This window comes from Flavobacterium sp. LHD-80 (genome assembly GCF_030929605.1).
GTDB lineage: Bacteria > Bacteroidota > Bacteroidia > Flavobacteriales > Flavobacteriaceae > Flavobacterium.
Genome location: NZ_JAVFVS010000012.1, coordinates 1 through 21,259, shown reverse-complemented (window position 1 = coordinate 21,259; position 21,259 = coordinate 1). Strand labels below are relative to the sequence as shown.

Sequence of the window (21,259 nt, the reverse complement as noted above, 5' to 3'; positions counted from 1 at the left end):
TAAGTGTTCAGTGTTCAGAATTTAGTGTTCAGTCACAGTGTCTACCTGAACACTAAATTCTGAACACTGAATACTAAAATTTCATCCTATGTCGCGGCAGATTAATTTCATGTTCCGATGGATAAGGTTTTCTGTGCGTAAGGCTTATATCTTCTTTAATTTGATTTTGTGTTCTGTATTGATCTTTTGAATCCATATAACGCGGATCGGGAATAAAAGGCATTTTTGCCATTTTGATAATTGTGATGGTCGGAAAATGATAATCGACTTCGACATTTCCTAACAATAAATAGCAACCTCCGCCCTGAAACGGATATTTCTCTAAACTATCCGGAAAATGAGCGGTATCAAAATAAGTGCCTTCGTGATCGATCCAGGTTCCAAAATACATGGTTCCTTTTTTGGTAGGAACGTGTTTTCTGGAAATTAGATACGCCAGCATTCGGACTTGTTTTTTATGATATTGAACCAAATCTTTTGCCATTATATCGCCACGATGTTTGGTTTGTAAAATGTCAAAAACAGTACAGGAAACAGGAAAACTCAACAATTCGATTTCGTCAAAAGCATCTTCAAAAACTGAACGCTCGAGTGTTGGAAGTTTATATTCTTTAACGGGTTCTTGTATAAGTTTTAAGTTTCTGTTTTCAGGTTTAAAATTGTTTAAAAGCAAACTCGCAATAACCAAAAGCTGATTTTTGGTTTTTCCCGTAAAACGAAAAGCGCCAATGAAAATCAGAGTTTTAACACCTTCAATCCCTACTGGAATTCGGTTTATAAAATCTTCCAAAGAATTAAAATCCCCTTTTTTATTTCGGTCTTCTTCAATTAAATGAGCGATTTTTGATTCCAGACTTTGAATGTGCATAAAACCGAGATAAATATCGGTACCATATAAAGTGGTTTGATATTCGCTTTTATTCACACACGGATTATGAATTGTTCCGCCAGACATTCTTGCTTCGTGTACATACACTTCGGTTCTGTAAAAACCGCCCTGATTGTTGATTACTGCTGTCATAAATTCCACAGGATAATTGACTTTCAAGTACAAACTTTGATAACTCTCAACTGCATAAGAAGCCGAGTGCGCTTTGCAGAAAGAATAGCCCGCAAAAGATTCGATCTGACGGTAAATTTCCTGACTCAAAGTTTCGGGATGCCCTTTTTGAGCACAGCTCGCAAAGAAATTATCTTTTACTTTTTGCAAGGCTTCGAGAGATCTTCCTTTTCCTGACATAGCACGACGAAGAATATCGCCGTCAGGAGCTGGAAGTCCACCGTAATGCTGGGCAATTTTAATTACATCTTCCTGATAAACCATAATGCCGTAAGTTTCGCCAAGATGTTCTTTGAAAACCTCATGAAAATACTCAAACTGAGTTGGATTGTTATGACGAAAAATGTACTCTTTCATCATTCCGGATTGAGCAACGCCGGGACGAATAATAGACGACGCGGCGACAAGAATTTTGTAATTGTCACAATTTAAACGACGCAGTAAACCGCGCATAGCGGGGCTTTCGATATAAAAACAGCCAATAGTATGTCCTTTTGCTAAATAGGAATTGCAAACGGCTTCGTCTTTAGAAATTGAAGTATCGCGAATATTAACTTTTATACCGCGATTTTTTTCAATTAGTTTTACGCTGTCATCAATATGGCCAATACCACGCTGACTTAGAATATCGAATTTCTCGAAACCAATTTCTTCGGCGATGTGCATGTCAAACAATACGATTGGAAATCCTTTTGGAGGCATTTCAAGAGGTGTATAGTTTGTAATTGGTTCTTCAGAAATCAGAATTCCGCAGGCGTGCATACTGCGCTGATTGGGGTATTTTTCGAGCAACATTCCGTATTGCTGAACCAGTTTTACAATCTTATTGGTTTAATGCAAAGCCATAGGATTTTTGGCCAGCATATCCAGTTCTTCTTTCGGAAGACCAAAAACTTTTCCAACTTCTCTGAAGATAGATCGGTATTTAAATTCAACATTTGTACCGCAAAAGGCAACGTGATCTTTACCGTATTTCCCGAAAATATATTCCAGAATTGTGTTGCGTTCCTGCCAGCTCCAGTCAATGTCAAAATCGGGCGGAGTTTTGCGGTTGAGGTTTAAAAAACGTTCAAAATACAAATCGAGTTCAATAGGGCAGATATCGGTAATTCCGAGACAATAAGCAATGATACTGTTGGCACCGCTTCCGCGTCCAATGTGCATAAAACCCTGACTGTTGCTGTATTGAATAATGTCCCAGGTAATTAAAAAATAACCGCTGAATTCTAATTCATCAATTACTTTTAGTTCTTTTTCGACACGTTTTTTTGCTTCCGAATTACCTTTGTCATAACGATTTTGAAAACCTTCCCAAGCTAAATCAGTTAGTTTTTCTAAATCTTCCTGACGACTTTCGGTATAGAATTTTTTATTTCTTGGAATACCAAATTCATATTCAAAACTGCAGGAATCAATGATTTTCTGAGTGTTTTTTATGATTTCAGGATATTTTTCATAAAAAGGCCAAAGAGATCCTTCAGGTTGCATCAAATCTGAAATCTTGCAATGATCAGCTTCTGTGAGTTTGGATAAAATAATATTAGTATCAATTGCCCGAAGAATTTTATGCAGATTGTATTCTGTTTTGGTTCTAAAAGTTACCGGCTGTAACACAACCATCTTTAAGATTTTATTTTTATGTTCCGATGTAAAAAGCCTCGAAACTTCTTCAGGACGAATACCTATAAATTCATTTTGGCGAAGCACTTTCGGAGCATTTTTCAAAGTATAAATCACAAAAACCGATTTGAATTCAGGCGCGATTAAAGGCAAAGTTTCTCCGCTGAAATTATGTTCCGTCAGAAAAACATTCATTTCTGCCAAACCTTCGGCATTTTGTGCCAAACCAATATATCGGAATTGATGATTGCATCGAAATTCCATTCCGACTAAAGGTTTGATTTCTTTTTCCTGACACGCTTTTATGAAATCGTAAATTCCGGTAACGGTATTAATGTCAGTCAATGCCATTGCTTTAATATCATGCAAAACGGCTTCAGCAATCAATTCCTTAAGCGGAATTGTGCCGTAACGTAACGAATGATAAGAATGACAATTGAGATACATTATTTTTTTCGTTTTAAAATTTTGTCTTTGGTATTTGGTTTAAAATGAGCTCCGGCACAACGCATTACGGCATCAAAACCATAACGGCTTTTCATTTTGTCCATGGCTTCGTAAAGTGAAAGCATTTCCTGAGTGTCTTCAAAAAGATCAATTTGATAAGTGCCACGCACGAGTCCGCTGAAGCGAACGCCAATTAAACGCAGACGCATACGACGCTGATACACTTTCTCAAAAAGTTCTATTACATTTTTCGTCAAAATATGATCGGCAGAGGTATAAGCTACTCGACATTGTTTGGTTTCGGTATCAAAATTGGCGTAACGTATTTTGACTGTAACGGTTGAGGTCAGCCATTGTTCCGCACGAAGTTGAAAAGCCAGTTTTTCGACCATTCCTAATAATATTCTTCTCAGTTTGGCAAGATCGATAGTATCTTGAGAAAAAGTAGTTTCGGTCGAAATTGATTTTCTTTCGGTATAAGGTTCAACAGGAGTATGGTCAATTCCGTGGGCTTTTTTCCAAAGTTCCAAACCATTTTTGCCAATCATCTGTTGTAAAACTTCGGCAGGCATTTCGGCCAAAGTCTGGATTTTGCGAACACCAATTCGGGACAAAAGCTGAAAAGTCACAGCGCCAACCATCGGGATTTTCTGAATCGAAAGCGGATTTAAAAAATCTTGTACTTCTTGTTCCGGAATTTGAAGATTCCCAACAGGTTTGCCTTCTCCAGTTGCAATTTTAGAAACGGTTTTGTTGATGGATAATGAAAAACTAATTGGAAGTCCGGTTTCTTTAATCACCTTTTGAGCCAGTTCATTTGTCCATTTATAACTTCCGTGAAATTTGTCCATTCCAGTAATGTCCATATAAAATTCATCGATACTTGCTTTTTCTAAAACAGGCGCTTTTTCCTGAAGAATTTCAGTCACATCATGAGAAAGTTGCGAATATAATTCCATGTCGCCTTTCATCACTTTTGCGTCTGGGCAAAGTTTTAATGCCATACGAATTGGCATCGCAGAACGGACTCCATATTTTCGGGCTTCATACGAACAAGAGGCCACAACGCCACGGTCTCCGCCACCTATAATAAGCGGAATATCATTGAGTTCAGAGTTGGTGCGTCTCTCGCAGGATACAAAAAAGGTATCCAAATCCATATGTACAATTGCCCGTGCCATTTTCCTTTTTGTTTTTGTATGGAACAAAATTAGCACAGGTGATAACAATTTTTTGTATATTTGCTGTTCCAAATTATAACAAATTAATTATGTCCTTATTTTCAGACAACATCAGAGCACTAAGGGTTAAGCATAAAATATCACAAGAAAAATTAGCTGAAAACCTAAGTATTACAAGAGGAAGATACGTGAAATACGAAGACGGAACTTCGGAAGCACCGTATGACATTTTAAAGAAGATTGCATTATATTTTCATATGAGTATCGACTTGATATTATCTGTCGATATACGTAAAATTGATGTGCAAAATTTGATCAAACTAGAAGGAAACCGACTTATTTTGCCCATTCAAGTGGATAGTTTTGGAGAAAATTTTATTGAAATTGTTTCCCAAAAAGCAAAAGCAGGTTATCTTAACGGATATGCTGATCCAGAATATATTGAAAGTTTACAGCAGATTACACTTCCTTTTTTAGGACCAGGAAAACATCGCGGATTTCCCGTTGAAGGCGATTCAATGCCTCCGCACGAAGATGGCTCTATTATTATTGGTCGTTATGTAGAAAAACTGGGAGAGGTGATGGATGGAAAAACCTATATTCTGATTACCAAAAATGAAGGAATGGTTTATAAACGTCTCAATAAAAACAAAAAGAACGCTCTGGTTTTAGAATCAGATAATAGTTTTTACCCAAATTATGAAGTGAAAGCTTCTGATATTTTGGAGATTTGGGAATACGAATGCAACATCGGCCGTTCGGATAAAAAACAAGAAATATCGGAAACTGGAGCAATGAAAGATTTGCTTTTAGAATTGAAACGTGAAGTTCGAGAGATTAAGAATAATACTTCGAATACATAAAAAGAGTTTGCCACGAAGGCGCTAAGACACAAAGTTTTTTTGAATAGCTTTGTGTCTTAGCGCCTTTGTGGCAAAAAAAAACTAAAAAACTTTGGCAAAACTCAACCCATATTGCTGTCCATTATAAAAAGGCATTATCATAGAAGTTGATTTATTTTCAGAAGAAGATTTGAATAGCTTTTTAGTAATATATGGATTAATCCAATACGCAATTTTGGTACTCAAAATCCCAATTCCTGCTCCCGCAGCGACATCTGTCAGCCAATGACGATTATTGTAGATTCTAAAAAGTCCCGTTCCAGTAGCAACGGCATAACCCGCAATTCCGTACCAAATCGATTTGTCTTTATATTCTTGGTATAAAAATTCGGCTCCCATAAATGCAGTTGCGGTGTGTCCAGAAGGGAAGGAGTTGTTCGAACTTCCGTCAGGTCTTTCTACATGTGAAATCGATTTTAATCCTAAAACAGTTGTCGCCATAATCGCATACGATGTAACAAGTATTACAGAACGATCGCGCATATTATTTTTGCCTTTTACTCCAAAAGCATTCAGTGCATAAACAGATACGGCAGGCGCATATTGCGAGAAATCGTCAATGGTAACTTTCTCGTCAATATCCTCGGTAACTTCATCTTTAATTTGATGATTAAAACTCAAAAGCTGATCACTTTCTAAACCAATTACGCCATAACCAATTAAAACCGATGGAATAATTAATTGCTTATAATTGAATTTTAAATTATGAGAAGTACTGTCAATTTTTGTGATCGAATCATTTTGCTGTGCATTCGCAGAAAATAATCCGAATAGAAATACAAGGGAAATCGTTTTGTAAAACATCGTTTGTTTTCGTTATATTTTGCAATAGTAACGAATGTTTGACGTACGTATTTTGGACTTAATTGAACCTTAAGTGAATATTAATTTGTTGTTTTTAAATGAGGTAGTTGAATTAAGATTGGCTAAATTTTATTTTATTCAGATTGCTGATTTTAAGTAAATAAAGTCCCAGCGGGACGATATATTTATAGAAAATTTATTAGACGCGTTTTTTAAGCCCCAGCGGGGGTGAAATATATCGCTCCGGTGGAGCTTATTATCAATGTGAATCAAATTAGCTATAAATATCTTGCTTCTCCGAAGCTCTTTTAATATTTTTTCTTTTAATAATTCACAATTCACAATTCACAATTCACAATTTTTTTAAACCTTCAGCGAAAACCAAAACGTGCTACCCAATCCCAAATTACTCTCAACACCAACATTCCCGTTTTGCGCTTCAATAAATTCTTTGCTTATTGCTAAACCCAATCCAGTTCCAGATTTCTGACTTCCTGGAACCTGAAAATATTTATCAAAAACTTTGTCTTTATATCTTGCATCAATTCCTTTTCCTGTGTCAATCACCTGAAATACAATTTGATTTAATTCTTTTTTAAGTTTGATATGAATGGTACTTTTTTCAGAAGAATATCGAATCGCATTCGACAAATAATTAATCAAAACCCAGCCTGTTTTTTCGCTGTCGGCTTTTACGTCTTGAAGATTTTCATCGGCATCAATAACCAGTTTGATTTGTTTTTGTTCCGCCTGAACTTTTACAGCTTCAACAGCATAATTTACAATTTCATGTGGATTGCTTTTTTCGATATTCAGCTGAATATTCCCCGTTTCTAATTGAGATAAATTAAGCAATTCCCCTGTAATTTTCAACAAGCGCTGACTGTCATCTTTTATGCTTTCAACCAATTGTTTCTGGTCTTCGTTCATTTCGCCCGTTTTTTCGTTTTCAAGCAATTTCAGGCTTAATTTTATAGATGCAATTGGTGTTTTTAATTCGTGTGAAACGGTAGCAATAAAATTGGTTTTGGCAAAATCCAGTTCTTTAAAAAGCGTAATATTTCGCAGAATAATAACATCACCAATATTGATTTCTTTTTCTTCTCCTGTCGGAATTATGGTGATATTCAGAATTTCCTTTTCGAAATAACTTTCTTTTCCGTGCGCGTAAATTTTAAGAGGCTGTTTTTTAGGAGAATCTGAATCTTCTTTTAAAATTAAAGAACGAATCAAATCATTTGACAATGCTAGAGTAGAAGCCGATTTTCCAATAACATCTTCCAGTTTCAAACCAACAATTTTCAACGCTTCATCATTGGCAAACAAAACAATTCCTTCATTATCAAGACCAATAATAGGATCATTCATATTATTGATTAAAGTTTCCAGTCGTTTCTTTTCGAAGAAGAGTTTGTACAAATTACTATCATTATATTCTTGAAGTTTTTGCGCCATCGTATTAAACGATTTGGCCAAATCTCCAAATTCGCTATGACTCGTAAAATGAACACGCTCCGAATAATTTTTATTCGCAATTTCCTTAATACTCAGTGTTAATTCCTTGATTGGATTGGCAATATTATTCGGAAGATTAACCAGCAAATTAAAAGCAATCAAAAAGCATAAACTTCCCACAATGGCAATCCATAGATTAGCATTTTCGGCGGTATGTTTGGCAATATCGCTTTTCTGTTTTATCGCATCCAGATTCAGTTTCATAATAGCAAAAATATCCTGTCTGATTTTTGCTTTTATGGTTTCGTTTGCTCCGTTTTGTTCTAAAAGCGTAAAACTTTTTTCAAGGTTTTCGGTTGCTTCTTTTTCTCCCGGTTCGGTAACATTTTGTGTTTGTTTTTCAAGATATTCTTTGAAAACATGAATCTTGCTATCAGGGCTCGCTTTAATTTCATCCAAAGACAAAATCATATTTCGCGAATATTCCAGCGTATTATAATTTGCTTTCAGAATATTCTCCGTGTCTGCTTTTATCAAAAAAACAGAATAACCGCTCACTAAAGAAAGTATAATGATCATTAAAAATAATAATCCAACTCCCAGATTCAATTTGGTTTTAATTCTCATTTTATAAAACATTTAATTTTTTTTTTGAACCATATAAGTGATATAAGAAAATATTAGAGTTTCTTTTTTTTTAACCGCAAAGACGCGAAGTTTTACGCAAAGTTCGCTAGAGCATGGCGCAAAGTTTTTTTAATCTTTGCGTGCTTTGCGAGACCTTAGCGTCTTTGCGGTTAAAAAAAATCAACGCCTCGAATTTAAATGAACTTATATAACTTATATGGTTTAAAAACTTTTACGACAGGATAACAAGATCAACGTTTGATAAAGACAGTTTATTCAACAAACGTCTAAAAATTGTTGTAGACAAAATTACTTTAAATAAATTCAAATGCGGTTTTCCAATGCAGACAGTTGTAATTTGTTTTTCTTCAACAGTTGCCAAAATCGCATCTGTAATATTACTGTTTTCCAGTTTAATAACTTCTGCGCCTAATTGCACGGCGAGTTTAAAGTTATTAATTAAATGTCTTTGTTTGTCCAAGGCAATTTTATTACTGCTTTCCTGCGGAGTTTCCACATACAAAACATACCACAATCCGTTATAATAACTGGAGAGTCTTGCTGTTTTTCTAATCACAATTTTAGCCGTTTTATCATTACTACTAATGCAGGCCAAAAGCTTCTCATGTCGTAAAGCATGAAGATTCGGAACTTCATTTTCAACTTTTCGAACGACCTGACTCGCTACTTCTTTCAAAGCCAATTCCCGAAGCTGTAAAATCTGTTCCGATTTAAAAAAGTTCGTTAAAGCCGTCTGAATTTTATCCGGAGTATAAATTTTTCCTTCCTTCAAACGCGCAATCAAATCTTCAGATGTTAAGTCGATATTCACAACTTCATCCGCCAATCGCAAAACATTGTCAGGAATTCGTTCCTGAACATCAATATTTGTAATTCGTTTTACATCTTCATTTAAACTCTCAATATGCTGAATATTGACAGCCGAAATCACATTAATTCCCGCTTCCAAAATCTCTAAAACATCCTGCCAGCGTTTTTCATTTTTGCTTCCTTCAACGTTTGTGTGCGCTAATTCATCAACAATAACCACTTCCGGACGAAGATTGATAATTGCTTGAACATCCAATTCTTCCAATTCTTTTCCTTTATAAAAAATGGTCCGTCTCGGAATTATCGGCAAACCCGCTAACAGTTCATGCGTTTCCTTTCGCATATGTGTTTCGATGTAGCCAATTTTCACATCGATTCCATTTTTCAATAACGAATGCGCTTCCTGAAGCATACGAAAAGTCTTTCCCACACCGGCGCTCATTCCAATGTAGATTTTAAACTTTCCCTTTCGTGATTTCTGAATTAAATCGAGAAAGTGCTGTGCGTTATTATTTTCGTTTTCCATAATTTTTGCCACGAAGGCGCTAAGTCACAAAGTTTTTTTTAAAGCCACAGATTACACAGATTAGAAGGATTATTTTTTTTAGCCACGAATTACACAAATTTGCACAAATTTTTATTTAATATAATTCGTGAAAATTTGTGTAATTCGTGGCAAATAAATCAACACAAAGCCATTCAATAATCCCTGTAATCTGTGTAATCTGTGGCAAAACTATTCTAGAAACTAATTGCCAAAGCAGTTGTTACGAATGTATTCGTATCCGTTGGCATATTGTTTTTGGTAAAAATTTCATCTTTACTTGAAAGATTTCTGGCTTCAATTCTAAACATAACATTATCAGTAACTAAGTAATCAAAGTTAGCTGAAAATCCGTAAGTTTTAAAACCATTTGGCGTTTCCGTTGCGATAATTACACCTTTTTCATCACTGTAATATTCTCCTCGTACTGCAAGCTGAATCTTGTCAACTGGTTTGTATTGCAGAATCAAAACGGGCGAAAACCACGTATCATATTTATCACTTCCTTTAGCCGATTGCTGTGATCCAATATCAAAACCAGCTGTAATATTTGTCTTTTCCGTTACCTTAAACTGCCCGTAAAAGTTGTTGAAATAACGCCATTTTTTATCAATATCTGGCTGTTCATTTCCAACATAAGTACTCCAATTCAAAGTAACCCGATCAGATGGTTTATACGTAACCTGAGTTCCAAAAGCAGGCGTTTGATTCCCTTCTACTTTTTCAATTCTCTGCCAGCCATTTAAGTACATACCCGCCAAATACCATTCTCCAGATTCAGAAGTATAACCAATTTTAACTCCCGTTTCATAATAAGGAGAATTCTCAGCCAGAATACTTCGAGTTAAAGTCTGACAATCTTTTCCAATGGCGCTTTCAAAACCAATATGCGAAGGCATGATTCCCGCATCAACCCATAAATTATGGTTTTTCGAAATCTTTAAACCAACATTCGCTTCGTATACATTTTTCAACAAACCTTGTTCGGCAGACATATTATACTCGGCATAAGTTCCCGCCATCAAAGCAAAATTTCCCCGAATATTTTCTTTCGAATAATTCACTTTTGCCATTCCCAAATTCAGGTTCACCTCGTTGCTTTTATTATAACTGTAAAAAAAGTTTGGCCGAGTATGATTTTCCGGTTTTCCGAAATCATAACTATAATAAGCGTCAACATATCCCGAAAATGTCAATGGACTTTTAGATTCTTCTTGTGCGTGTAAATTGCTAAAACCAAAAGCGATTAAAGCAGTAAGTATTATTTTTTTCATTTTTGTGGTATTCTATTATTATTAGTAGATTTTTTAGGAGCTAATCCCGCTATCCGTTTCAATCTTTTCCTGGCTAAAAAAGCCAGAAAAAGGATTTCCACTACTATCGGGGCTAGGGCATTTGGGGTAAAAAGGCGTTTTCGTTTCCTGCAAGGTTTCCAAAACCTTGTAGGTATTTAATTTTAAAGTTTTTGATTCAGCATCTCGTTTTGTCATTTCGACGTAAGGAGAAATCACACTAGAAACTCCGCACAGTTAATCGCCAATCTTTGTCGAATTACGAGTGTGATTTCTCCTTACGTCGAAATGACAAGAATGCGCATAGAAAAACTTAGAATCTCAGTATCTTAGAACTTTAGCATCTTAGCGAAGCTGATCCAAAGCCACATTCAATTCCAAAACATTCACAGTTTCAGGACCAACAACAGCAGTATTAATTTTAGATTCCACCAAAGCTTTTACTTTCGATTCGTCTAATTTTCTTTCTTTAGCAATTCGTTTTACCTGAATCAAAGCCCCTTGCGGAGAAATATTCGGATCTAAACCACTTCCTGAAGCCGTAACCATATCCGACGGAATATCAGATTTTTTCAAGTACGGATGAACCAATAAAAGCGTATCAATTCTTTTTTGAACCAAAGCCAAATAATCAGGATTGCTTGGGCCTTTGTTGCTTCCGGCACTTCCCGAAGCATTATAATCAACCGCCGAAGGTCTTCCCCAGAAATAATTTGACTTATCGAATTTCTGACCAATTTTTTGGTAACCAACCACTTTTCCGTTAACCGAAATCGTTTCTCCTTTTCCTTGATTTGGAGCAATTTGTGCGATTCCATAAATCGCAAGAGGATAAATAACTGCGAACAAGATTAAAGTAGCCACAGTAAGTTTTATTATAGAAAATAGATTTTTCATTTTTTTGAAGATTCTAAGGGACTAAGTTGCTAAGGTTCTAAGTTTTTTTTCAAGAAGCTTAGCAAATCGAAGTCATGTTTTTAATTTAGTTTTTAAAGATTCCTGAATTTTACGATTCTAAGAGAAAAACCTTAGTCTCTTAGAATCTTAGCATCTCAGTACCTTTTTTGAGGTTCTAAGGGACTAAGGTTCTGAGGGACTAAGAAAAAAAACTTAGCACCTTAGCATCTCAGAACCTTAGCACCTTTTTTTTACATAAATAGTGCTACTAACAAATCGATAACTTTTATTCCGATAAATGGAACAATCAATCCACCAAGACCATAAATCAAAAGATTTCTTTTTAAGATCGCACTCGCTCCAATTGGACGATAATCAACCCCTTTTAGCGCAAGCGGAATCAATATCGGAATGATAATCGCATTGAAAATTACAGCCGATAAAATCGCACTTTCAGGACTATGCAAATGCATAATATTCAAACCTTGAAGCGCAGGAATCGCAGTAATAAAAAGAGCAGGAACAATAGCAAAATATTTCGCAACGTCATTTGCAATAGAAAAAGTAGTTAAAGTACCTCGAGTCATTAAAAGCTGTTTTCCAATTTCCACAATCTCGATTAATTTCGTTGGATCATTGTCAAGATCGACCATGTTTCCTGCTTCTTTTGCCGCTTGAGTTCCGCTGTTCATTGCAACGCCGACATTGGCTTGGGCAAGGGCAGGAGCATCATTTGTTCCGTCACCCATCATGGCAACTAATCTTCCTTCAGCCTGTTCTTTTCTGATGTAATTCATTTTATCCTCAGGTTTAGCCTCGGCAATAAAATCATCAACACCAGCAGCTTCGGCAATAAATTTAGCGGTAAGCGGATTATCACCCGTAACCATTACCGTTTTGATTCCCATTCTGCGCAAGCGCTCAAAACGTTCTTTCATTCCGGTTTTAATGATATCCTGAAGTTCGATAACACCTTGAACTTCATTATTTTTGATTACTACTAATGGGGTTCCTCCGTTAGATGAAATAGTAATAACTTGTTGTGCAGTATCTTCTGGAAATACATTTCCAGCTTGTTGTGCAATGTTTTTTGCAGCATCTTGCGCCCCTTTTCTAATATTAGTTCCGTCTTTTAATACGACTCCAGAAGTTCTGGTTTCTGCCGTAAATTTGATAGTATGTGAAATATCAGAAGTAGTCTTTAAGAAACTTGCTTTCGTTTCATTTTTTACATCGATCATTTCACTCAACTCCAAGATACTTTTTCCTTCCGGAGTATCATCTGCAAGCGAACTCAAAACAGCCGATTTCACGAAATCATCAAAAGAAATTCCTTTTGTTGGGTAAAAATTGGTCGCTTTTCTATTTCCAATGGTAATGGTTCCAGTTTTATCCAAAAGCAAAACATCAATATCTCCAGCAGTTTCAACCGCTTTACCTGATTTTGTAATTACGTTAGCTCGTAATGCTCTGTCCATTCCCGCAATACCAATCGCAGAAAGTAGTCCACCAATTGTAGTTGGAATCAAACATACAAACAAAGCAATGAAAGCCGCGATCGTGATGGGAGCGTTGGCATAGTCGGCAAACGGTTTTAGCGTAACGCACACAATCACGAATATTAAAGTAAATGCGGCTAATAAAATGGTTAAGGCAATTTCGTTTGGTGTTTTCTGACGGCTCGCACCTTCAACCAAAGCAATCATTTTATCTAAAAAGCTTTCGCCTGGTTCAGAAGTTACTTTTACTTTTATTTTATCAGATAATACTTTTGTTCCTCCAGTTACAGATGATTTATCTCCGCCAGCTTCCCGAATTACAGGAGCACTTTCTCCGGTAATAGCACTTTCGTCGATTGTTGCCAGGCCTTCGATAATTTCTCCGTCAGCAGCAATTAAATCACCAGCTTCACAAACGAAAATATCGTCTTTTTTCAATGCCGAAGAACTGATATTTTTGATTTCTCCGTTTGGCAGAATCTGTCTTGCAGGAGTTTCTTCTCTTGTTTTTCTTAAACTGTCGGCTTGTGCTTTTCCTCTTGCTTCGGCAATGGCTTCAGCGAAATTGGCAAATAAAAGCGTTGCCAGTAAAATCAAGAACACAATTAGGTTATAAGTAAAACTTCCTTGATCATTTGCACCCATTAATATTGAAATGCAGACAGCAAACATAATGGCTGTTCCAATTTCTACGGTAAACATTACCGGATTTTTGATCATCATTTTTGGATTCAGCTTGACAAAAGACTGCAAGAATGCTTCTTTTACCTGTTTACTTTCAAACAATGATGTGGATTTATTAGTTGTCATTTTTTATGTTATTTTGTTTAACTGATTTTTTTAAAACACATAGAAACATAGATTTTTAACTTTGAGGAAAAGGCGTTTCACTTGCATCAATACACATAGCTATGTGTTAGGAACTAGTTTCTTTTGATTTTTCTTTTTGAGGTAAAGAAAAAACTATGTTTCTATGTGTTTAAAATATTTTCAGCATTGAAAAATGAGTTATTATTTTAAAGTAAAGAATTCCGCTAAAGGTCCAAGTGCCAACGCTGGGAAGAACGATAAAGCGGCGATAATTGCAATAACCGCAAAAGTCATGATTCCGAAAATTGAGGTATCTGTTTTTAAAGTTCCTGCACTCTCTGGAATGTATTTTTTACCTGCCAGTAAACCTGCAATTGCCAATGGCCCAATGATTGGAATAAAACGGCTCAACAGTAATACAATTCCTGTGGTAATATTCCAGAACGGATTATTATCTCCTAAACCTTCAAAACCAGAACCGTTATTGGCAGCACTTGAAGTGTATTCGTACAACATTTCTGAGAATCCGTGATTTCCAGGATTATTTAACCAGCCTGTTGCATTTCCGCTAAACCAATAACCCATTGCGGTATCATGTGCAGCAAAATAAGAAGCTAAAGCAGTTCCGGCCAAGATTAATAATGGATGAAGAATGGCGATAAAAGCTGCAATTTTAACTTCCCGAGCTTCAATTTTCTTCCCTAAAAATTCGGGAGTTCGGCCAACCATTAATCCGGAGATAAATACAGCTAGAATAATAAAAATATAATAGTTCAAAATACCAACACCACATCCGCCGTAAAAGGCATTTACCATCATAGATAATAATTGCATAGCGCCAGAAATAGGCATCGAGCTATCGTGCATACTGTTTACAGAACCTGTAGAAATTACTGTTGTAGCAATACTCCAGAATCCTGACATTGCCGGACCAAACCGAACTTCTTTTCCTTCCATCGCTCCGGTTGCCTGTGCGATACCCATTTTTTCGATGGCTGGATTTCCGTTGATTTCGCTCATAACTGTTGGAACAACCAGAAGTAAAAATCCAACAGTCATTACACCAAATATGATATTTGATAATTTTCTTTTGTTGAGGTAAAATCCAAGAGCAAAAATCATCGCAAACGGAATAATCATTTGTGCCCAAAGCTCAACTCCATTCGTAAAATAAGTTGGATTTTCTAATGGATGCGCTGAATTGGCTCCGAAAAATCCGCCACCGTTTGTACCAATATGTTTAATAGCAATAAAGGCTGCAGCGGGTCCGCGAGAAACTTCTACATGATCACCTTGAAGCGTTGTAATAGCATCTTTGCCTTCAAAAGTCATTGGAGTTCCGCTAAATACTAGCGCAACAGCTACAATTGCTGAAAGCGGTAATAAAATACGAGTACAGCTTTTGATGAAATAATTATAAAAATTACCTAATTTTTCTGTTGTTCTTTCTTTCATTGCCGTGAAAATCATGGCAGCAGCCGCCATTCCGATACCAGCAGAAACAAATTGAAGGAACATCAAGACGATTTGTGAAAGATAAGAAACGCCACTTTCGCCCGAATAATGCTGTAAGTTGCAGTTTACGATAAATGAAATAGCCGTATTAAATGCCAGATCAGGTGTCATTGACGGGTTATTATCTGGATTTAATGGTAAAGATCCCTGAAACAATAAGACAAAAAAGCAAAGAAAGAACCAAACCATATTAATACTTAAAAGTGCTTTTAAGTGTTGTTTCCAGTTCATTTCTTCAGCAGGATTAATACCGCTGATTTTAAAGATAAATTTTTCAATTGGATTGAAAATCGGGTCAAAAAGAGTTTTATCTCCTAAATAAACTTTAGCAATATATTTCCCTAAAGGAATCGCTAAAACAATGGTTAGGATAAAAATACCAATGACGCCTAATAATTCTGTGTTCATAATTTTTATATTTTTTAGTGAAAAGGTGAGAGGTGATTTGTAAAATGAGTTGATGAATAAAATTTGCGTTTACATTTCACTTAAAGCATTTCACTTTTTACATGATTTAAAATTTTTCAGGTTTGATTAATACATATACCAAATACACGAAAACGGCGATTGAAATGATAAATAGTGCAGTCATGATTTAGATTTTTTCAAAAAATTCAACAGAGAGAAAACAAATGGCAAACAGCACGACGGCCAGCCCGAGTAAAAGAAAAGTGATCATAGGAGATTATTTTAGATTTAAGTCCCGATAGCTATCGGGATAGATTTCAGATTTTTTCGATTAAACAATTAAACAGTTAACCGATTAAACTTTTTATACACCAGAAGCATTAACCTGCTTTATATATTCCGCTTTAAGTGTTTGCGGAAATAGATGAGAAATATTGCAGTGGCGCACTTCCATAAAAGAAGAAACTGAGAAAACATACACATTAGAAATGGCATTTTTAGTTTCGATACTTCCTGTAATAAACAAACGTTCGGCAAGAGCAAGGCATTTTTTTGCACGAACGATGTTTCCAGAAATAATAGATTTTTTGGTGATTTCGGCAAAGCGTTCTGCTTGCTTGTAGATTGAGGTTACTTGATTTTTCATTTGGAATGAATTTTAATGTTCTCCTTCCTTATGCCAAAATATGTTCCGAAAAAATCAAGTTATAGCTAAAGTGCTGTCAATAAAAGGAATGTAATTATGTGCCAAAAATTAGGCATAAAAAAAGCCTATCAAAATGATAAGCTTTTATTGAAATGATATGGTTGTTACGTTTCCTGCAAGGTTTTCAAAACCTTGTAGGTATTCTATTTAAGTGTAAAGTTTAAAATTATGTAAAATCTAAACCTACAAGGTTTTGAAAACCTTGCAGGATTACGACTGTATATTATATTCTTCTAGCTTTCTATACAAAGTTGCAATTCCAATTTCTAATAATCGTGCCGTTTCAGCTTTATTACCTTTTGTGTAATTCAAAACTTTATGAATATGCAGTTTCTCAACACTCTGCATTGAGAAAGCCGACATTGGTTTAGAATTATTTTCAGCCTGATGCTGCATTTCATATGGCAGAACATCCGAAGTTAAAGTATCACCATTACTTAAAATAACCGATCTTTCGATGATATTTTTAAGTTCGCGGATATTTCCTGGCCAGGAATAATTTTCTAACTTCTGCAGAAAATCATCTGAGATGTTTAATGTTTTCTTATTCGTTTTTTCAGAAAACTGTTTTACGAAATGATTTGTCAAAACTGCAATATCTTTGATTCTTTCTCGTAAAGACGGAAGCTTAATTTCGAAGATATTCAAACGGAAATACAAATCAGAACGGAAGCGATGTTCATCACTTTCAGTTTTTAAATCACGATTTGTTGCAGCGATTAATCGGAAATTTGATTTTTTTGGAGTGGTGTCACCAACGGGAATATATTCGGAAGTTTCTAAAACACGCAATAATTTCGCTTGAAGATCAATTGGCATTTCACCAATTTCATCAAGAAATAAAGTGCCGCCGTTTGCTTCTTCAATAAAACCCTTTTTATCTTTTACAGCTCCTGTAAAAGCACCTTGTTTATGACCGAAAAGTTCGCTTTCTAAAATTTCTTTTGTGAAAGTACTGCAGTTCAAGGCCACAAAAGATTTCCCCACACGGTTGCTGTTTTCATGAATCGCCTGCGCAAAAACTTCTTTTCCGGTTCCGGTTTCACCAGTTAGTAAAACAGTCGAATCAGTTTTTGCCACTTTTTGAGCAAGATCAATAACCTGTTCAATTCCTTTTGATTTTCCGATTATAGTGCTGAAAGAATATTTATCGTTGATACGTTTTTCAAGCTGTTGTACTTTCTTTTGCAAATGCACTTTTTCAACCGCTTTATAAAGAAGCGGGATAATTTTATCATTATCGTCGCCTTTTACAATATAATCGAAAGCGCCATTTTTCATTGCCTGAACACCATCTGGAATATTTCCAAAAGCGGTTAGCAGGATCACTTCCGTCAACGGAAAACTTCCTTTTATGTTCTGTAGAAAATCAACACCATTTCCGTCCGGCAGTTTTACATCACATAAAACGACATCAATTTCTGTTTGTTCCAGTTTCTTAAAACCTGATTTTAAATCTTTGGCTTCAAAAACTTCAAATCCTTCCGATTTTATAATTCGCGCCAGCAGACTTCTAAGTTTTTCTTCGTCGTCTATAATTAAAATTTTGTGTGTCATTTGCAGATAAGCTAAAACCGAATTGGTGTTTTGATATACAAATTTAGGTTTTAAATCACTTTACTTTTTTAATTCAGCAGAAATTATTTTCAAAAGAGTGATTGGTTTTAAAATAATTTTTTCAAAAAGAAATGTACTTTTAAGCAAAAATTGAACCCATCTCATTTATGTTAAAACGCCATCTTCTAATCGTTATATTATTGTTCGGATATTTTACTTGCTTTTCAAATGAAATAACCGAAATAGATTCTTCAAAATCAAAGACAATTTCATTTAAAATTAAATTAAAGTCGGAAGAAAAAGTCAAAATTAAAGTTGCTCCTTTAAAGTATAACAAACATTTCGCTTACAGTTTTACGCTCGATGATGGATATCGATCAGCTTATTTAACTGCATTTCCATTATTGAAGGGTGGAAAAATCAGCAATCCAGATAAAAATGAATGGAAAATTGATCAAGGCGGAGACGGAACAACTTCAAGTGGACTTTTTTATTCAGACGGATTCGGAAATAATATCCCTTTTAAGTTGGCTTTGGCAATTAATGGAGGTGCAATTCGTGATTTGCCAGCAAACCGTGGGCATCTTTCGTGGCCCGAAATTAAAGAAATGTATAACGCCGGTTGGGATATTTTAAATCATGGTTTTCATCACGCAACAAAACACGGCACAAATTATTTGACAGAAGTAACCGGAAATACAGCTTCAATAAAACAAAATCTTGGTTTTACAATGTCTCATTTTGTAGTTCCGGGCGGAGAAGGTGATGACAAGTATTATTTGGAATATGAAAAAGAGGCACTTAATAACGGACATTTTTCAGTAGCGTCTTATTATGGTGTTGGCCCAATTTTTAAAATTGATTCAAAAATGAATCTCGATAAAATGATTACGGCCAGAACTTTTGTGCAGAGTTCAAAAGATACCATTAGTTTTAAAACAATGGATCGTTATTTGAAAACTTTAGATTCAATTGTAAAACAACCAAATCCAATTTGGTTTAACGAATTTACTCACGGAACAGGAAATACAAATTTGTGGAACTTAAGCATGCGTTTTCCTGATTTCAAATATTATATGGCAGCGCTTGCAGATAAATATGGTGTAAAAGGAAACGATTCAATCTGGATGGCGCCGTGGCAGGAAGTTTACGAATATATTTGGTTAAGAGACCGAGTAAAAATTGATTACAAGCAAAAAGGAAAAGATGTAGAAGTGAAAATTGTAATTCCTGAAATTCCTGAAGCATTTAGATATCGTGAAATTTCATTAGCGATTGACACTTCTTCAAAATTTGAAATAGAATCTGGTAAAGATTTAATTGTAAAAGATGATGGTAAAACAAGCCATAAACTGATTCATCTGAAATTGAAGTGATAAACATTTGTAGCTACAAATATTATAATTCAATTAACATTAGAAAGCAAAGTGCATCAATATAAATGAGTTAATTTTGCACCTTAGTATTATTTTATATGAAAAAACCAATTTCAGTTTCAATATTAGAGCTTGCAATCATTACGCAAGACAGCAACGCATCAGAAACATTTAAAAAAACAAAAGACATCGCGCAATTAGCGGATAAATTAGGATACAAAAGAATCTGGCTTGCAGAACATCATAATATGGCACATGTTGCAAGTACAGCAACTGTAGTTTTAATTGGATATGTCGCAAGTCAGACCGAGAATATTCGCATAGGTTCGGGAGGAATAATGCTTCCAAATCATTCCCCTTTAGTAGTGGCAGAACAATTCGGAACATTAGAAACGCTTTATCCAAACCGAATTGATTTAGGTTTGGGAAGAGCTCCAGGAACAGATCAGCCAACTGCAGAAGCTATTCGAAAAGACTTTTTTGAGCAGGCACAACGTTTTCCGCAAAACGTAAGTAAACTCCAAGAATATTTTTCTTCTGAAAACGCAACAGGAAAAGTGCGCGCATTTCCAGCCGAAGGTCTTAACATTCCAATCTGGATTTTAGGATCTAGTATGGAAAGTGCGGCTTTAGCAGCAGCTTATGGTTTACCTTATGCTTTCGCTGGACATTTTGCGCCAAAACTGATGATTCAGGCATTTGAATTCTATCGCGAAAATTTTCAGCCTTCAGAATATTTACATGAACCCAAAACAATGGCTTGTGTCAATATAATTGCAGCAAACACAAATGAAGAAGCCGAATTATTATCTACAAGTTTGTATCAAATGTTTTTAAACTTAATTAGAAATGATCGTAAAGGTTTGCAACCGCCAGTCTCTTCATTAGATGACATTATGAATGAAGCAGAACGTTATCATGTCAATCAGATGACCGCCGGAACATTTACAGGAAATAAAGAACAATTGATTACAGATTTAAAAAAGTTTATCAACTACGCTAACATTGATGAATTGATGGCGACAAGTCCTATTTTTGATCATGAAGCAAAATTGAAAAGCATTCAAATCACAAAAGAAGTAATAGATAGTTTGAACGAAGCTAAACATATATAGTATACATATATATAAGAGTAGATTTTATTCATACAACCCGACAGGTTTTCAAAACCTGTCGGGTTTGTTTTTTTTATACATAATATAATGTATATGCAGAAAACTATACTATAATATATATAAGAGTAGAAAACTGAATTTAGGATATTAGATTTTTATTTATATGGAGCTATTCCCGCTATGCGCTACAATCTTTTGCTTTTTAAAGAAAAAAGCAAAAGGATTTCCGCTCCTATCGGGGCTATGGTGTAGGTTTCCAGAAAGAAATTCAGCGAAAGAAACATCGATTCGGGAACAAAAACAGAATAAAAGAGGAAAAACTTTGCGCCTCTGCGCCTCTGCGGGACTAAAAACGGCCGAAAAGCAGATTTCAAAGTTTGATTTCTTGGCAGAAAAGAAGGCTGAAGGCTAGAAACTCTGCAAAATCTAAGGGCAAAACAGATTGATAAATGGTAAAAACACGTCTATAAAAGGAAAAATCCTACTTGCGATGAAAAAAAGCGCGCCTGTAAAGAAACGGTTATCAGCGAGTTAAGAAAAAGATGGAAAAAAGATTAAAAAAAGAGGATAAAAAAGCTTGTATAACTGGATAAAGGTGCTACTTTTGCACCCG

Annotated in this window: 14 protein-coding genes and 1 pseudogene; 3 read left to right on the top strand and 12 right to left on the bottom strand. The window is 35.4% G+C overall.

Annotated elements, in window-relative coordinates; genetic code table 11:
• Window positions 1–73: 73 nt before the first annotated feature.
• Both RB619_RS17095 and dinB read right to left on the bottom strand, forming a co-directional pair.
• Window positions 74–3,127 (bottom strand): annotated as a pseudogene (locus RB619_RS17095) (DNA polymerase III subunit alpha).
• The gene (gene dinB, locus RB619_RS17090; RefSeq protein ID WP_308099691.1) at window positions 3,127–4,308 is read right to left on the bottom strand and encodes a DNA polymerase IV; all 1,182 of its coding nucleotides are present in this window, start codon (window positions 4,306–4,308) and stop codon (window positions 3,127–3,129) included. Before dinB ends, RB619_RS17095 begins: the two are co-directional and overlap by 1 nt.
• Window positions 4,309–4,397: 89 nt before the next feature.
• On the opposite strand from dinB, the gene RB619_RS17085 reads away from it, so the two are divergent.
• On the top strand, window positions 4,398–5,171 hold the full coding sequence (locus RB619_RS17085) for a LexA family transcriptional regulator (RefSeq protein ID WP_071636747.1): 774 nt from the start codon (window positions 4,398–4,400) through the stop codon (window positions 5,169–5,171).
• Window positions 5,172–5,252: 81 nt separating this feature from the next.
• On the opposite strand, the gene RB619_RS17080 is transcribed toward RB619_RS17085, so the two are convergent.
• The 10 genes from RB619_RS17080 to RB619_RS17035 form a co-directional block, all read right to left on the bottom strand.
• Entirely contained in the window at window positions 5,253–6,014 is a 762-nt protein-coding gene (locus tag RB619_RS17080; RefSeq protein WP_308099688.1) for a phosphatase PAP2 family protein, read from the bottom strand.
• Between the two features lie 363 nt (window positions 6,015–6,377).
• Window positions 6,378–8,096, bottom strand: a complete 1,719-nt coding sequence (locus tag RB619_RS17075) for an ATP-binding protein (protein WP_308099686.1) — start codon at window positions 8,094–8,096, stop codon at window positions 6,378–6,380.
• A gap of 232 nt (window positions 8,097–8,328) precedes the next feature.
• Window positions 8,329–9,453: a sensor protein KdpD gene (locus tag RB619_RS17070; RefSeq protein WP_308099684.1), complete on the bottom strand. Its 1,125-nt coding sequence runs from the start codon at window positions 9,451–9,453 to the stop codon at window positions 8,329–8,331.
• A 215-nt stretch (window positions 9,454–9,668) separates the two neighbouring features.
• On the bottom strand, window positions 9,669–10,745 hold the full coding sequence (locus tag RB619_RS17065; RefSeq protein ID WP_308099682.1) for a porin: 1,077 nt from the start codon (window positions 10,743–10,745) through the stop codon (window positions 9,669–9,671).
• 363 nt (window positions 10,746–11,108) lie between these two features.
• Complete coding sequence (locus RB619_RS17060; RefSeq protein WP_308099680.1) at window positions 11,109–11,660, bottom strand: K(+)-transporting ATPase subunit C; 552 nt, start codon at window positions 11,658–11,660, stop codon at window positions 11,109–11,111.
• Window positions 11,661–11,911: 251 nt separating this feature from the next.
• Window positions 11,912–13,969: a potassium-transporting ATPase subunit KdpB gene (gene kdpB, locus RB619_RS17055; protein WP_308099678.1), complete on the bottom strand. Its 2,058-nt coding sequence runs from the start codon at window positions 13,967–13,969 to the stop codon at window positions 11,912–11,914.
• 201 nt (window positions 13,970–14,170) lie between these two features.
• Window positions 14,171–15,892: a potassium-transporting ATPase subunit KdpA gene (kdpA, locus tag RB619_RS17050; RefSeq protein ID WP_308099676.1), complete on the bottom strand. Its 1,722-nt coding sequence runs from the start codon at window positions 15,890–15,892 to the stop codon at window positions 14,171–14,173.
• A 106-nt stretch (window positions 15,893–15,998) separates the two neighbouring features.
• Window positions 15,999–16,076, bottom strand: coding sequence for a K(+)-transporting ATPase subunit F (gene kdpF, locus RB619_RS17045; RefSeq protein WP_081909388.1), 78 nt, complete (start codon window positions 16,074–16,076; stop codon window positions 15,999–16,001).
• 180 nt (window positions 16,077–16,256) lie between these two features.
• Window positions 16,257–16,538, bottom strand: a complete 282-nt coding sequence (locus RB619_RS17040) for a hypothetical protein (protein WP_026730398.1) — start codon at window positions 16,536–16,538, stop codon at window positions 16,257–16,259.
• A 270-nt stretch (window positions 16,539–16,808) separates the two neighbouring features.
• Complete coding sequence (locus tag RB619_RS17035; protein WP_308099673.1) at window positions 16,809–18,155, bottom strand: sigma-54 dependent transcriptional regulator; 1,347 nt, start codon at window positions 18,153–18,155, stop codon at window positions 16,809–16,811.
• Window positions 18,156–18,322: 167 nt separating this feature from the next.
• On the opposite strand from RB619_RS17035, the gene RB619_RS17030 reads away from it, so the two are divergent.
• Both RB619_RS17030 and RB619_RS17025 read left to right on the top strand, forming a co-directional pair.
• The gene (locus RB619_RS17030) at window positions 18,323–19,531 is read left to right on the top strand and encodes a polysaccharide deacetylase family protein (RefSeq protein WP_308099671.1); all 1,209 of its coding nucleotides are present in this window, start codon (window positions 18,323–18,325) and stop codon (window positions 19,529–19,531) included.
• A 98-nt stretch (window positions 19,532–19,629) separates the two neighbouring features.
• Window positions 19,630–20,646, top strand: coding sequence for an LLM class flavin-dependent oxidoreductase (locus tag RB619_RS17025; protein ID WP_308099669.1), 1,017 nt, complete (start codon window positions 19,630–19,632; stop codon window positions 20,644–20,646).
• The last annotated feature ends 613 nt before the right edge of the window (window positions 20,647–21,259 follow it).